Annotated in this window: 15 protein-coding genes; 5 read left to right on the forward strand and 10 right to left on the reverse strand. The window is 46.5% G+C overall.

Going from position 1 to position 14,770, the window contains the following annotated elements:
- Positions 1–71 precede the first annotated feature (71 nt).
- A complete protein-coding gene (locus J2Z65_RS09420; protein WP_167053335.1) occupies positions 72–902 on the forward strand; it encodes a helix-turn-helix domain-containing protein in 831 nt (276 codons plus the stop codon).
- An 8-nt stretch (positions 903–910) separates the two neighbouring features.
- On the opposite strand, the gene J2Z65_RS09425 is transcribed toward J2Z65_RS09420, so the two are convergent.
- The 6 genes from J2Z65_RS09425 to J2Z65_RS09450 form a co-directional block, all read right to left on the reverse strand.
- A complete protein-coding gene (locus J2Z65_RS09425; protein ID WP_167053333.1) occupies positions 911–1,543 on the reverse strand; it encodes an SGNH/GDSL hydrolase family protein in 633 nt (210 codons plus the stop codon).
- 118 nt (positions 1,544–1,661) lie between these two features.
- Positions 1,662–2,510 (reverse strand): AraC family transcriptional regulator, encoded by an 849-nt coding sequence (locus J2Z65_RS09430; protein ID WP_167053331.1) that lies wholly within the window; start codon positions 2,508–2,510, stop codon positions 1,662–1,664.
- A 30-nt stretch (positions 2,511–2,540) separates the two neighbouring features.
- Positions 2,541–3,272 (reverse strand): phytanoyl-CoA dioxygenase family protein, encoded by a 732-nt coding sequence (locus tag J2Z65_RS09435; RefSeq protein WP_167053329.1) that lies wholly within the window; start codon positions 3,270–3,272, stop codon positions 2,541–2,543.
- A gap of 175 nt (positions 3,273–3,447) precedes the next feature.
- Positions 3,448–4,365, reverse strand: a complete 918-nt coding sequence (locus J2Z65_RS09440) for a nucleoside hydrolase (protein ID WP_167053327.1) — start codon at positions 4,363–4,365, stop codon at positions 3,448–3,450.
- 39 nt (positions 4,366–4,404) lie between these two features.
- Entirely contained in the window at positions 4,405–5,499 is a 1,095-nt protein-coding gene (locus tag J2Z65_RS09445; RefSeq protein WP_167053325.1) for a low temperature requirement protein A, read from the reverse strand.
- A gap of 74 nt (positions 5,500–5,573) precedes the next feature.
- Entirely contained in the window at positions 5,574–7,121 is a 1,548-nt protein-coding gene (locus J2Z65_RS09450) for an FAD-dependent oxidoreductase (protein WP_167053323.1), read from the reverse strand.
- Between the two features lie 219 nt (positions 7,122–7,340).
- Between J2Z65_RS09450 and J2Z65_RS09455 the strand changes: the two genes are divergently transcribed.
- Positions 7,341–9,719, forward strand: a complete 2,379-nt coding sequence (locus J2Z65_RS09455) for an immune inhibitor A domain-containing protein (RefSeq protein WP_167053321.1) — start codon at positions 7,341–7,343, stop codon at positions 9,717–9,719.
- Between the two features lie 80 nt (positions 9,720–9,799).
- On the opposite strand, the gene J2Z65_RS09460 is transcribed toward J2Z65_RS09455, so the two are convergent.
- Together J2Z65_RS09460 and J2Z65_RS09465 are read right to left on the reverse strand one after the other, a co-directional pair.
- Positions 9,800–10,153, reverse strand: a complete 354-nt coding sequence (locus J2Z65_RS09460; protein WP_425326207.1) for a group I truncated hemoglobin — start codon at positions 10,151–10,153, stop codon at positions 9,800–9,802.
- Positions 10,154–10,286: 133 nt separating this feature from the next.
- Positions 10,287–11,495, reverse strand: a complete 1,209-nt coding sequence (locus tag J2Z65_RS09465; RefSeq protein ID WP_167053318.1) for an MFS transporter — start codon at positions 11,493–11,495, stop codon at positions 10,287–10,289.
- 170 nt (positions 11,496–11,665) lie between these two features.
- On the opposite strand from J2Z65_RS09465, the gene J2Z65_RS09470 reads away from it, so the two are divergent.
- Complete coding sequence (locus J2Z65_RS09470; RefSeq protein ID WP_167053316.1) at positions 11,666–11,977, forward strand: winged helix-turn-helix transcriptional regulator; 312 nt, start codon at positions 11,666–11,668, stop codon at positions 11,975–11,977.
- A gap of 36 nt (positions 11,978–12,013) precedes the next feature.
- Positions 12,014–12,172, forward strand: coding sequence for a hypothetical protein (locus J2Z65_RS09475; RefSeq protein WP_167053313.1), 159 nt, complete (start codon positions 12,014–12,016; stop codon positions 12,170–12,172).
- A 232-nt stretch (positions 12,173–12,404) separates the two neighbouring features.
- On the opposite strand, the gene J2Z65_RS09480 is transcribed toward J2Z65_RS09475, so the two are convergent.
- A complete protein-coding gene (locus J2Z65_RS09480) occupies positions 12,405–12,713 on the reverse strand; it encodes a DUF6171 family protein (RefSeq protein ID WP_167053311.1) in 309 nt (102 codons plus the stop codon).
- 5 nt (positions 12,714–12,718) lie between these two features.
- Entirely contained in the window at positions 12,719–14,212 is a 1,494-nt protein-coding gene (locus J2Z65_RS09485; protein ID WP_167053309.1) for an alpha-L-arabinofuranosidase C-terminal domain-containing protein, read from the reverse strand.
- A gap of 229 nt (positions 14,213–14,441) precedes the next feature.
- Between J2Z65_RS09485 and J2Z65_RS09490 the strand changes: the two genes are divergently transcribed.
- Positions 14,442–14,600 (forward strand): asparagine synthase, encoded by a 159-nt coding sequence (locus J2Z65_RS09490; RefSeq protein ID WP_127449393.1) that lies wholly within the window; start codon positions 14,442–14,444, stop codon positions 14,598–14,600.
- The last annotated feature ends 170 nt before the right edge of the window (positions 14,601–14,770 follow it).

Genomic DNA, 14,770 nt, shown 5'->3' on the forward strand with positions numbered 1-14,770 from the left:
TCTCTTTTTTCATCGAAACCGACATGCTACAATGGGCTAAAAGCGGAACGCAAAGCGAGGTGGCTGGTCCTTTGAACTCTTATCAATTAATTATTGACGCATTGGACATTCGATTTCTGCATATTAAACACTATGAACTTGACTACAAATGGCAAGCCAGCCACCGCACGCTTCATCATTCGGTCATGTGGATTGTGCAGAATGGCAGCTTCCTGCTTGAAGTCGATCATATCCGTTATACGTGCAAGGAAGGTCAACTCTGTATCCTCCCCGCTCATACGGATATTAGTTATCGAGCGATTTCCAGCGACCTTTCGCTGACAAGCATTAATTTTGATGCGGAAATCTCGCTACTCAGCAATCGAAACTGGGGGCATGTGCTCAATTTACCTGTCGTGTTCGACCAGGCCATGCACGATGTGCAATCCCCCATCCGTGATATGGTGAACCATTTGGAGGACACCTCTCCGGTGGTTTCCCTACTTATGCAATCTTCTCTCCTGCGCATTCTCTACGAGTTGTTGAATCGCGAGATGTCGGATCAACCGATATCTCCTTATTCGCACATGGATAACCGAATTCATACAATCATCCATTACCTGCTCTCCCATCCGAGTCGAATGCCTGAGATTAGGGAGCTTGCTGAGCTTGTGCAGCTTAGTGATTCGCATTTGCGCAAATTATTTATTAAACAAACAGGCCAAGCCCCGCTCCATTTTGTACACAGCTTAAAAATAGAGCAAGCAAAAAGGCTCCTCGCAACAAGCGTGAAGCCTATCTCTCAAATCTCCTATGAGCTTGGCGTGGAGAATGCCAACTATTTTACGCGGATGTTTAAAGCCAAATCCGGTCTAACCCCGCTGCAATATCGCCAGCAGTACAGCTTATGGCTGAATGACTAAGGTCTCGTTTACTCAAGGGCTCCGACTGCCTGCAGCCAAGCCTTTGCGATTAGCGCATGTCCGGCAGGAGATGGATGTACGCCATCCGGCGCCCAGAACGTGCTTTCGGCACGAGTAGATGCTTGAGCAAACAAGCCGTCCAAGCACACAAGTCGTGCATCGAACTCTCTGGCCAATTCACGGACCACTGTAATTTTCGGATCCAGGTCTTCTCTCCATAGCTTGCGGTCTTCCGGTACCGGCAGCACAAAAGGTTCGATTAATACGATCTTCGCGCCTGACTCTGCCGTTTGCGTGAGGAGATCACGGTAACCGGTTTCAAATTTTTCTGTCGAAGTCGGATCGTTGCGGTCATAACGTCTCCATGTATCGTTAATCCCGATGTATATGGATACTAAGTTAGGCTTCAAATTCAAACAGTCCTGATCCCAACGTTGCTGCAAATCCACGACACGATTGCCTGAAATTCCCCGATTAAGGAATTGCACCTGTTTCTCCGGGTACTTCGCCGAAAATTGGGCTGCCGCCATCAGCGCATAGCCTTTGCCTAAATCCTGGCCATTGTCACGCAGGCGTCCTGCATCCGTAATGCTGTCCCCTTGAAATAAAACGACATCCCCTTGTCCAATCCATGCTGACATGTCAATTCTTCCTCCTCTTCATCCCTTGATCCCTTTGGATTTCCAAAAGTTGCCTAGAGTATAGCACAGCCACTTAGGGCTATCAATTGTGACATCTGACTAAATAATCTAGTCAAATTTAGGAATCCCTCATTTTCTGGACCATCCTCGGCGTTTGTCCGAAGCGCTGCTTAAATACCCGCTCAAAATGCGTTAATGTATGAAAGCCGGATGCGTAACATATTTCCGTAATCGGATAATTCGAGGATATGAGTAAGGATTTAGCGAATTTCAAACGTAGATTTTGTACATAGGTTTGAAACGGAATGCCTGTTGTTTTCCGGAAAACGAGAGAGAAGTAGTTTGGCGCAAGACCCGCCTGCTTAGCAGCATCTTCCAGCGAAAACCCTTCTCGGAAATGATGATGGATATAGAGCAGCGCTCTTTGTACATCAGGATGCTTAGGATGGGCGATCGTGTCTTCTTGCCTCTTAGCAGCGGATGTTGCTCTTGCAATATACAGCAGTATACGCTCCAGCGAGCCTTTAACGATGATCTTGTGCCCCAGCTTCAGATGCTGTGACTCTTCCCAAATCAGTCGAAACTCAGCTTCAATTGCCGTAAAACGATCAGCCATATCCGCATTCTGATAGTCTCCCGCTTCTTGAAAAAACAACGTTTTCAATTCCTCGCTAAACAAATCGTCAGAGAACACGAGGTTGAACAAATGTAACGATTCATGAGCAAGAGGACCGATTTCATGAAAATCAGCCGGGGTCAGCAGAAATAAGCTGCCGGGACGCAGCTCATACGTGATGCCGTTGACGACATTCAGCCCATTTCCCGAAAGGACAAAGCAGAGCTCATAAAATTCATGCCAGTGAAGCTCACAAAGGCGATCTACATGCTGGACATATATGTGAAAGGATGCGGACGGATGAATAAACCTCTCGCTTGTTAATCGCTCTGGCTGATTTTTTCTACGCATCCGCGCTCACTCCTCTCGTTTTAAGCTCTATTACACATTGGCGTAGTGATTTCCTGCCAAATCTTTTCCCCTAGCCAGCCAAACCTTGAAATTTTTGTTTTTCTCAGGGAACACTTTCGTATCCGTTGCAAAATAACGCATCGTATATCCGCAGCGTCGGTAAGGGCTCCTATTCGCGTCGGCTCCGTGAGCGATCCGCGCATCATGCAGCGAGCATTCGCCTCTTCCCAGCTCAAAATGAACCGATTGGGAGGTATCCAAATTTTTAATTTGCGTGCTAAAAAGATTCTTCGTGCTGTCGACCGCCTCATACTCAGAGAATCCATGATCATGGGTGCTTGGAATGACCTGCATGCAACCGTTCTCTCTGCTGCTGGGGTCGATAGCCAGCCAAATGGTCACGATCTTGTCCAGCCGATCCACCCGGCCCTTCCAATAAGCGGAATCTTCGTGCCAAGGCGTAGCTCTCCCCACAAAAGGATCTTTGCATATAAAATGGCTGGACCATAGTCCGATATTAGGCCCTAGCAGCGGCTCAACCAGATCAAGCGCTTCATCTGAAAGCAGAAATTTCAGAAGCCTCTCATCGCGAAAATGCGGCGTATCCAGTTCATCGGATAGCTTGCTTCCTTTCTGTGCCAGTTGATCCTCAAAAATGCCGGTTAGCTCGGCCAGTTTCTCCGCAGAAAACAGCTGCTTGTGGTTCAGCAAATATCCATTCTTTTTATAAAATGCTACCTCTTCGTTCGTTAATCCACTCATCTCAAAAGCCCCCCCAAAAAGATTTTGCTTCTATGTTTACTATACTTCTGAAGCCGAACAAGAACTTATCTTTTCTTACTTAGAAGTTAGCGTTTGATAAGGTTGGAGTTGAAGTTCAGCACTAGACGGCACAAAAAAATCCCCCACATCCAAAGAATGGGGGGATCTTCTTCTCTCATCCTTCCAACTTGCGGAAGAAATCATTAAATACACGATCACGCCGGACGAAATGAACATAGCGGATAAAATGCCGGGAAGCATCAAAGCTATAGCGGAAATCCTCCGATAGGACGGGGCTGTGCACCAGTTCATTGGGCAGCCAGCTTTCGTCGATCAGATAAGCGATAGTGGCGATATCCCAAATCACACGCGAATAGGCAAAATGGTCTTTCGCACAGTTCTCGTATGTTTCATATAGATACTTCCCGATCTCTCCCTTATCCTTCACATATTCCCGCACTTCAGGAAGAGTTGTCAGCAGGTGCGAAGTAACCCCCATGCAGGGAATTAAGACAAGCGGAACACCGCAGTTCAGCACTGTGCGAGAAGCGTGCAAATCTTGGGCAAGGTTGAATTCCCTAGTGTCAGGCCATGGAAGCGAGTGCCCGCCTAACCAAACGACGACGATTCTCTCCAGGATGCGCGGCTCCAGCAAAATCGCAGAAGCGACGTTCGTGATAGCGCCAATCGCCACCACATAGAGCGGGTCATCTTCAGGAGAGGCCATAGCCCGCTCCACCAAATTTCTCGCCGCTTCGCTTTCTTGCGGTGACTCTGCTCCGGATAAATATCCGGTCGATCCCCGGTAAATGGGGATATTCGACATTTCCGGCAGCAGCGCAGAAATTTTCTGCAGCTCCCGATAGCTTTTCTCCATGCCATCCGCCGGCCCGTCTGACAGTTCATTATGGAATGGAGCAGCATAGAATGCCTCTACTTGCAGCTGCGCTGATGATTTCAATGCATAGACGACTGCGAATTGATCGTCGATTTCGTTAAACGTATCTGTATCCAGCACCATGCGGACTTTTTTGCCTGGATGGGTCAATCGCTGCAGCAGCTTTTCTTGCGTCATTTTAGGATATGAAATCATCGAACCGATCCTCCCTTGAATCCTTACATTCTTGGTTATCTAACGGGTCCCTAGTCTCGCGTACACCAGAAAGAACACAGCCATTTCGCCAATGATTACGTAGTTGGGTACGACTACAAACAAATTGATTACAAAAAATCCACCAAGTATCCCTAAAAATAAAGCCAAATGAAACGGCCTCAACTGAAGATGTTTATGCCTGTACCGATGAAAAATAACCGTCGTCGATACAAAATAGAGCAGTACCGATAGAAACACCATGCTGATTATAAAGAGGTAGTCCAGCTGCCCCAAATATAATAGCTGAATTGATGCCGCGATTGCACTCAGAGACAAATAAATGAATAAATGAACATAAATGATCGTTTGTCCGGCCGTATTTAACGCCTTATCCACTTTTCTCTCGATATTCTCAAAATATTGCCACCAAATCGCAATAACTAGAATAAAAGCCAATGCAGCAAACAAAACCGATGCCCAGTTACCGTTGCTAGACTGTAAAACAGCTAACGTGCTTACTACTAATTCACCTAGGAGAATCAGAGTAAACAAAGCAAAGCGCTCCAATAAATGATGCGTATTGATAGGCGTGTGCACCAAGAAGCGTCTACCGATGACCGGCAGGAGAACATCAATGGCTATGCCCGCATATAGAATCAAATACCTTACCCAGGAATCGAAAAATAAAGAGGCGCTCGAAATGAGGATTCCGATCCAAAACCGTGTTCCCAGATAACGCGCTGTTGCAGCCCGGTGGGAAACTTCCCCTTTTTGTATAGCCAAATATTGAATAGCCGTTAACGCCCTTGAGCCTATGTATCCTATGAAAAAAGGAACGTAGTATCGATTAAAATCCGTAGATAAGCTAAATGTCATGATGAGGACAAAAAACAATTGCAGGATCATGAAGATGCGATGAGTGAACACATCTTGACCATAACGGTTGTTAAACAGGGTTTGTCCAACCCAGGCCCACCAGATGGGAATAAAAATCAACACAAATTTGATGATGTACTCAGGTGAAATCGTACCGTGGTCAGCATGCAGCAGCACATGCGTAGCCTTAGAAACTGCCGCGACAAACAGCAGATCATAAAAAAGCTCCAACCACGTTACTTTTTTTGCAATGTTCATATCAGCCCCCCATTTATTGGATGATTACAGCTTTCTGACCCTATTATACCGAACAAATGGAGGAGTCTTGCTATTTATTTTTTGACGAATAGATCTACCTTAGCAAGCGCTTGTTTGGCGGGCCCTTCGATAACATTCCCTGAATAAGAAAACCGCGATCCGTGGCACGGACAATCCCACGATCTTTCAGCCTCGTTCCACTCAACTTCACAGCCCATATGCGTACAAGTCGTATCCACGACATGCAGCTCTCCGTCTGAGTCTCTGTAAGCACCCGCTCTTTTCCCATTCACGCGAACAACAGCACCTTCGTCATTATGCAGTTCCTCTGCTTGACGATATACGATATCAAATTTCCCAGCGATAATGTGTTTGGCGACATTTGCATTTTGGAGGATGAACGTTTTGACCATAGGATCTGCATGGAATCTAGACGGCGAAAACAGCTCTTCATATGGACTTTTTTCACAGGTAATGATTGCCGAATTCAAGATGGCGGCCGTGACACTTGTGGTCATTCCCCATTTTTTAAAACCTGTTGCAATCAAAATATTAGGAGAATCTGAAAGCTCTTGCCCGATATAAGGCAGCTTGTCAAGTGTAAACAAGTCTTGCGCCGACCAATGATACCAGACTTCCTTTAATTTGAATTGTTCGACACCAAACTGATGCAGCGCCTCGTAATACTGATACGTGCACATCCCTTGCCCCGTTTTGTGACTTTCCCCTCCGATTAGCAGCAGCTCTTCGTTACCCGCCATCACTGTGCGGAGTGAGCGAGAAGGAGTATCCGCATTAATGAACATGCCGCCTGCCAAACCGATCTCTGTTCTCGCTGCCAGCGCATAGGATTTCTCCGCATGCAGTTTCGCAAAGTAAAAACCATTTCGATCATTGAAAGGAAAATGTGAGGATGAAACGACATAGCGACTCGTAATCTCATGACCGTCATTTGTTTTTATCGTTGCTGGAATTCCTTTCTCCACTCCTACAACGGTTGTTTGTTCAAATATTTGCCCGCCGAGCTGAATGAATGCATGAGCTAGATGTTTGATGAAGGGGATTGGATCGAATTGTGCCTGGTTTTTCATCACGATTGCCGCCCGAGTCCGGAAAGGCAGCGGTGCTTGCTCCAAGAAGCCGCCCTGGATTCCAAGCTTTTCGTAAGCCTTGCTCTCAGCAGTTATTTTCTCTATATTCGCTTCCGAAGTTGTATAGATATACGCATCTTCCTCCTTGAACTGGCAGGGGATCGCATGGTCAGTGACCAGATTCTTTATAAAATGCAAAGCCTCACGATTCGCTTCGTAATAGAGCCGCGCCTTCTCCTCACCGAAATGAGAGATAAATTCGTCATAAACAAGATCATGCTGTGCGGTGATTTTGGCCGTTGTATGGCCTGTTGTACCATTCGCGATTTTGCCTGCATCGACAAGGGCAACTTTCAGCCCTTTGCTTGCCAGTAGATAGGCCGTTGTCATTCCTGTTATGCCCCCTCCTACCACAGCCGCATCAACTTGTATATCTTTTGCTAGTTTCGGATAACTAGGCATTTCCGTCGAACTCAGCCAAACTGATTTTGGAAACCGTGAAAATGGAGTCGAAATTGGTTCGAATGACATGACAATAACCTCCTGCAATACCCTTTTTGGATAAATTAACCTTCTTCCTCGCTTTTTATTCTACATATTCCTCCCTTTAACACGCAGATAACGTCGAAACAGGAAATAAATGGTAGGTCAAAATGTGCAGGACTAGCAGCACTTACTAGATCAGGGAATCTAGTATTTAATTTAACTGTACAACGGTCAATTAAATTTTCTCGTAGGAGGTTTGATTATTTGAATAAACACTTCTCAAAACTGACGAACGTATTTTTCGCAACAAGTTTGACGGTAGGACTTCTCGCTTCCACGGCTTCAGCCGCAGAAACCAACTACTCAGATGCGTTAGAGGCCCTCGACGCACCGCCGATCGATGCCATGATTGTGAACGACGAGCGTCTAGCAAAAGGGTTGATGGACCGAGGGATTTTGAACAAAAATGCAACACCTGAACAAATATCGAAAGCAGTTAAAAGCTATTTATCCGTAAAAAATACAAAACTCGCAAATCCCAAAGGCGAACAGAAGAGCAAACTGAACGACGAAATGGACAAAAAGTCGAAAGACTTTATTGCCAAGCAAAAAGTTAAGCTATCTTCGCAATTGAACAAAGGCTCGGAGAATCTTAAAAAAGGAAACGGCAGCGGCATCCCTATTCCGTCCGCAAAACAAGATCGCTATAACGGACCCGTTCGCGAGGATAAAGTGCTCGTTCTTTTGACGGAATTTGCGGACCTCAAACATAACAATGTGAAACAAGAGCCGGGTTTTATGTACGCCAATGACTTCAGCCCTGAGCATTATCGGAAGCTCATGTTTGGCGATAAAGATTTCAAGTTATTCGATGGTTCCAAAATTCAAACGTTTAAGCAGTACTACGAGGAACAGTCTGGCGGCAGCTACACAGTTGACGGTTATGTTTCCGATTGGTTGACGGTTCCCGGCACAGCTGCGCAATACGGTGATGATAACCCGGCAGGCGGGCATGATAATTTAGCCCCTCTCGGGCCTCGCGATCTCGTGAAAGATGCGCTAAATGCCGCTGTCGCCAAAGGTGTTAACTTAGCCGACTATGATAAATTCGATCAATATGATTTAGACGGCGACGGCAATCAAAATGAACCCGACGGTCTGGTCGATCACTTGATGATCATTCATGCCGGTACAGGGCAAGAAGCCGGCGGCGGTGCCTTGGGCGATAATGCCATTTGGTCCCATCGTTGGACGCTGAACGGGGTGTATCCGGTTCCCGGAACAGCATCCGGAGTCGATTATTGGGGCGGTAAAATGGCCGCTTACGATTATACAATTCAGCCTGAAGATGGCGCTGTCGGCGTGTTTGCTCATGAATTCGGGCATGACTTAGGGCTGCCTGATGAGTATGATACTCAATACTCAGGGCAAGGTGAGCCCATTGCTTCTTGGTCGATCATGAGCGGCGGCAGTTGGAACGGGAACATAGCGGGCACGACGCCAACCTCTTTTTCCCCGCAAAATAAAGATTTCTTCCAGAAAACGATGGGCGGCAACTGGGCTAACGTCACAGAGATCGATTCCTCCAGCATTAATCAACTAGGCACAGCGGCAATTATAGATCAAAGCGTAACAAAATCGAAAAACCCGGGTATCGTCAAAGTGAATTTACCGGATAAAGCCGTGCAAGGCATTAAACCGGCGTTTGGTTCCCGCTACTATTACAGTACAAAAGGCGATAACTTGAATACGACGCTATCAACACCTGAATTTGATTTAACCCAGGCGAAAACCGCCTCGTTTGATTTCAAATCCTTGTATGAGGTGGAATTCGAATACGACTATCTGACGGTAACGGCAGCAACCTATGATGGACAAGAAGTGACACTTGATGTCATTGGAGACAATGACACGAACGGTGATGCTCGCGCAGAAACCTCAAACGGAGCTTGGGTCGACAAGTCCTACAATTTAACGCCATTCGTCGGTAAAAAAGTAACACTGAACTTCAACTATGTGACAGATGGCGGACTCGCCTTGAATGGTTTTGCCATGGATAACGCCAAATTAACGGTAGATGGGCAAGTAGCCTTCTCAGATGATGCCGAAGGCGCTTCGAAGTTCAAGTTGGACGGCTTCGTCCAGTCGAACGGGATAGATTTCAAAAAACACTACTACTACCTCGAGTGGAGAAACTATGAAGGAGCCGATAAGGCTCTGGCTTACAGCCGCGGTGTCAAATATAACACGGGACTTGTCGTTTGGTATGCAGATGACAGTTATCTGGATAACTGGGTGGGCGTCCATCCGGGTCAAGGCTTCCTCGGTGTTGTAGATGCTCACTCCGATGCCATGGTGTTCAAAAAAGACGGACAAGATTCGGTTTCGCAAACAACCCGCTATCAAGTCGCGGATGCCGCATTCTCGCTGGACAAAACGCCATCTTGGTATATCAATAATGCCACTAGAGGCGAGTATATGTACAATTCCTTACCTGGTGTCGATGAATTCTCTGATGCCAAAACCTATATGAACGAGCTCATTCCGGACGCAGGGCGCCTGCTGCCAAACCTTGGTTTGAAATTCCAAGTGATCGGCGAGGCCAAAGATAATTCTGCCGGCTTAATCTGGATTCATAAGTAAGTCGAGCGGAACAACTTAAAAGGAACAGGGGACTGTCCATTTACATGGAAAGTCCCCTTTCTCTTTTGCCTCAAGCCAGATTACTTGTAAAGAATATCGTCTTTGAGCGATGCAACATGTGTGATCACTTGGTCAATATCGGCTTTCGGCACATTAAAATGTGCAAGTGCATTCGTAAGATGCGTTGCGACGGCATTGAAATGCACAGGCTGCAAATTCATGCCCTTATGCGCTTTGGCCATCGATAGCCCGGAATATTGGTTCGGTCCGCCTAAGGCAAACGAGATGAACTTCGTTTGATGCTTGCGTTGTTTGTCCATATCTGTGTTCTTAAAATACGCATTCACCGTATCATCGGCTAAAATGAGTTCATAAAAATAATCAACCACTTTGGCGACAGCCGGCTCTCCGCCGATTTTCTCATACAACGACATTGTTTGATCCACAAGTTTCATCCTTTTCGATTATTTCTATGGATACTTTTCCCTGAAATACACTTAAGAATTCTCCGAAAAACAAAAAAACCGCCATAACGTTCATGACGGTTTGAAGTATTAAACAACTAGCTTATCTCTTCTCCAGCTTGGAGGATACACGCGTAAGGATCACGGCAACCAACACCATCAATCCACCGATCCACGGTGTGTGCTTAAGTCCGATGGTATCTACAACCACACCACCAACCAAAGAGCCCGCGGCAATCCCAATATTAAACGCCGCAATGTTTAGGGCAGAAGCAACGTCGACTGCGGAAGGAACATACTTTTCGGCAAGCTGTACGATATTTAATTGAAGTCCCGGCACATTCATGAACGCGAGAAGCCCCATCAGAAACACGCCGATCAACCCAGCCGCTTTGAATGGCAGCATAAAGGTGAGCACGATCAATATAGCCGCGTGAACCGTAAACATCCAGAACAAGGCGCGAAGCGGATTCTGATTAGCCCATTTTCCACCGACCGAATTGCCGATAGCTACCGCGACACCATATACAAGTAGAATGATAGATATGACGTGCTGATTAAACCCTGTTACATCCTGTAAAATTGGGGTTAAATAAGTGAAAGCAACAAATGTGCCTCCATATCCGAGTGCTGTGATGGCGTATCCCAGAATCAGACGGGAATTCGTAACCAGACGAAGCATATCTGAAAATTTCGCGGGAGGCGATTGTTTCAAATTTTTAGGAATGAGTGCTGCACTCGCGATGATCGCAATAACTCCCAATAACGCGACTCCCCAGAACGTTGCTCTCCAACCGAACGATTGCCCGATGAACGTTCCGAGCGGTACGCCGGTGACTGTAGCAACCGTTAGCCCTGTAAACATCAAAGCAATGGCGCTGGCCTTTTTGTGCGGTGGAACGAGTTGGACGGCGATTGTCGCGCCAATCGAGAAAAAGACGCCGTGCGAGAATGCCGTAATAAAACGTGCGACTAACAAAAGTGCGAACGATGTGGAAAGCGCGGCTGCGACATTGCCAATAATGAAAATAACCATTAAAAGCATCAGCAGTGACTTGCGGTTCATCCGATTGGTCAGTGCGGTTAAAATTGGCGCGCCAAGCGCGACACCGATGGCATAGCCTGAAATAAGCAGCCCGGAAAGCGTAATCCCGATCTGTAAATCATCTGAGATGGAAGCAAGTAGACCAACCGGGACAAATTCTGTTGTTCCAATACCGAAAGCGCTGATGGCAAGAGCAAGGAGTGCCCATTTTCCTGTAAGCAGCTTTTCTTTTTGTATAGAAGCAGATGGTGTAATTGTTTGACTCATAATATCCTCCTGAATGAATGTGACCTGCAGCAACACTTTACATTTGTTGTCTGAGTGTTATTATAGGTTCACACGAACTTTTTGATAAGTACGCACTTTGAAGTTATATAGACACTCCAAGGTACTATAGGTACAAAAAAGTTCCTATCAAATTTTGCGGAGGTCAATCTATGCCTTATAATGTTCCCGTTGAAGCTACTCTTGATGTGATCGGCGGAAAGTGGAAAGTCGTCATACTCTGTCATTTGGACAAAGGAGATAAACGAACAAGCGAATTAAAACGATTAATGCCTGAGATTACCCAGAAAATGCTTACCCAGCAATTGCGCGAGCTTGAGCAGGATGGCATGGTGAAAAGAACGAGCTATGAGCAAGTGCCGCCCAAAGTCGTTTATTCGTTAACACCGTATGGTTGGTCGTTCAAACCCATTTTGGACGCGATGTGCGCGTGGGGAGAACAGCATATTAAACAATCGGAGTGACTACACATATAGAAACAACAAAAGGAGGCGGTTTGATTGAAAATTATGATTTCAGCCGCGGAAGCTATTGAAAAAGGCGTGTGGAATGAAATTCTTCGTCTTTTCGGCAGAGACAAGAATGAGGAAATTTGGCCCAAAGAGGAATTCATCTTAACGGAAGAACAGGCCTTACAATTGAAACTCATTAAGAAATAGAGCAGAAAAGATGACATTTTGCGGTTCTGGGGCATTTCTCAAAGGTAACAATGATGAGATATAATAATACATGAGGCTCTCTCTTAGGTCTTTTCAGACCTTTTGAGAGAGCCTCATTTCCTTTATTGATATCTCCTAAGCAATAAGTGGGAACTATAGGGCGCTATTCGGGCTTAATTGCAATATGGCCGCTTTTGCGGCAAATAACGGACTATCGTTCCCACTAAAACCATCAGGTCGGGGCTGCTCCCGTCACCTTTGGCTTCTCCGTATAACGCTGCCACCCGACAGCTCCCGGATACGGACAGCTTTTGTCCTTCAGCTTAGCGGCCACTCGCACAATGCATCCGCATAGCGAGCATGTATTCCCGCTTAACAACTTGGGACACTGGCTGCACATGCTTAGCCGCTCGCGGTATACCGATTCAGGTACGCACACTTCATCTGACTGAAACATCGGTGCTTGAAGCATCCTGTCGATTTGCGCATCCGTGATCTTGAAATCCTCGCGGCACCCTTTGCACGCTCGATTATCAAACATCCAACTTACTCCGCGATTACTTCCAAGACGGTAACGGACATCGGAGGAAGTTCCGCATGTAGCATGTGTCCGTCCAAGCTGAACGCTGTGAACTCCGTCGGCGCTACTTTATTCGCTTCTTCGAATGTGTTATGACCGTCGATCGCATCTGAAGTCAATGTCGTGCCTTTGACGAAGACGTGCTTGCCAACCAAGCCGCGCAGCTCCAATTCGACTTTCGCGCCGCCTTGATGATCCAGATTGCACAAACTGATGTGGACCCGCCCCGTGTCATCCTTAGATGCAGAAACAGATATTTGCGGAATTCCCTCTTTCCCCTCTCCCATCTCCTTGATGGACTGGTGGATATCCAGCAGCTCTGCATCCTGGTGAACCTTATACATGTCGAAAACATGGTAGGTTGGCGTAAGCACCATTTTCTCCCCTTCAGTCAGAATAACAGCCTGCAGCACATTCACTAATTGTGCGATATTCGCCATCTGCACGCGATCGCAGTGCGCATTGAAGATGTTCAGCGAAATACCAGCGACAAGGGCATCGCGGATCGTGTTCTGCTGATACAGGAAGCCTGGATTCGTTCCCGGTTCCACATCGTGCCATGTGCCCCACTCGTCGACGAGCAGCCCGATTCTTTTCTCCGGATCGTACTGATCCATGATGGCGGAATGTTTACGAATCAGCTCCTCCATGAACAGAGCTTTCTTCAGCGTGACACGCCACATCTCCTCGGGAAAGCCGGTCGCCGCACCTTTTTCCTGCCAAGAATCACCCGGAACCGTGTAATAGTGCAGTGTGATCGAATCCATATAACGATGCGCCTGCTTCATCAGCGTTTCCATCCAATGATAGTCGTCTGTGTTAGGGCCGCAAGCAACTTTATGTATACGATTGCTGCCGTAATTACGGACATACGTTTGGAATTGGCGATACAGATCCGCATAATATTCCGGTCGCATGTTTCCGCCGCAGCCCCAATTCTCATTGCCCACGCCGAAGTATTTCACCTTCCACGGTTCCGTTCTGCCGTTGGCTGATCGCATTTCGGCCATAGGGGACACACCCTCAAAGGTCAAATATTCCACCCACTCCGACATTTCCTGAACGGTCCCGCTTCCGACATTGCCGTTAATATACGGCTCGCACTCCAACATCTCGCAAAGCATCATAAACTCATGCGTCCCGAAATGATTATTTTCCACCACGCCGCCCCAATGCGTATTAATCATCCGTTTCCGGTTTTCTTTGGGACCAATGCCGTCTTTCCAATGATATTCGTCCGCAAAACATCCGCCAGGCCATCTTAATACGGGGATTTTCATCTGTTTCAAAGCGGCTGCGACATCGTTTCGTATCCCGTTCGTGTTGGGAATCTCTGAATCCTCGCCGACCCATAAGCCCTCATAAATGCAGCGTCCCAAGTGCTCTGAGAAATGCCCGTAAATATTGCGGTTAATGGTGCCTTTCGCCCTATCGGCGTTAATGGTAATTCGGTTAGTCACAGAAATTCGCTCCTTAGATTAATATTTTCATTAATTAATAAGTAATTTAGTGAATTCAATTTCTATCATAAGTTGATCTATGAGCTTTTGCAACCGTTTTTTTAAGGAGTGCAACTTCCATTTCCTTACCATCTGTTCCGCGTATTCCTTTTGCTTTGACGGATAATTTATAAGGGATTGTTCTACACTAAGCTTTGTCTTTCCAAAAAAACCAATGGGAGTGATACACATGCGTGAAGGTTTAATCCCAGCTGTGCTTGGGACTGTCGTAACAGCTTCTGCTGCTTCGCTGCTAGGAAGCAAGTATAAACTTGCTGCAACTGGTGTGCTGGGATTTGGACTGGCTCATGTCGTTTTGGGGGCTATTGACCTCATCGAACATCGGTAGTACTTGGGAAGGCTTAAAAGACCTGGCGGTATCCGCCAGGTCCTCTATGTTGAGTGCTTATATATCCAAAATATAACGTGACGATACATGCTAAGCTATTCCTAAGGAACAATCGATTCTTAGAGCTGCTGCAAACCTATTCATTCTTGCAAAAGGGGACAGTGGATGAG

The organism is Paenibacillus aceris (assembly GCF_017874035.1).
Lineage (GTDB): Bacteria > Bacillota > Bacilli > Paenibacillales > NBRC-103111 > Paenibacillus_E > Paenibacillus_E aceris.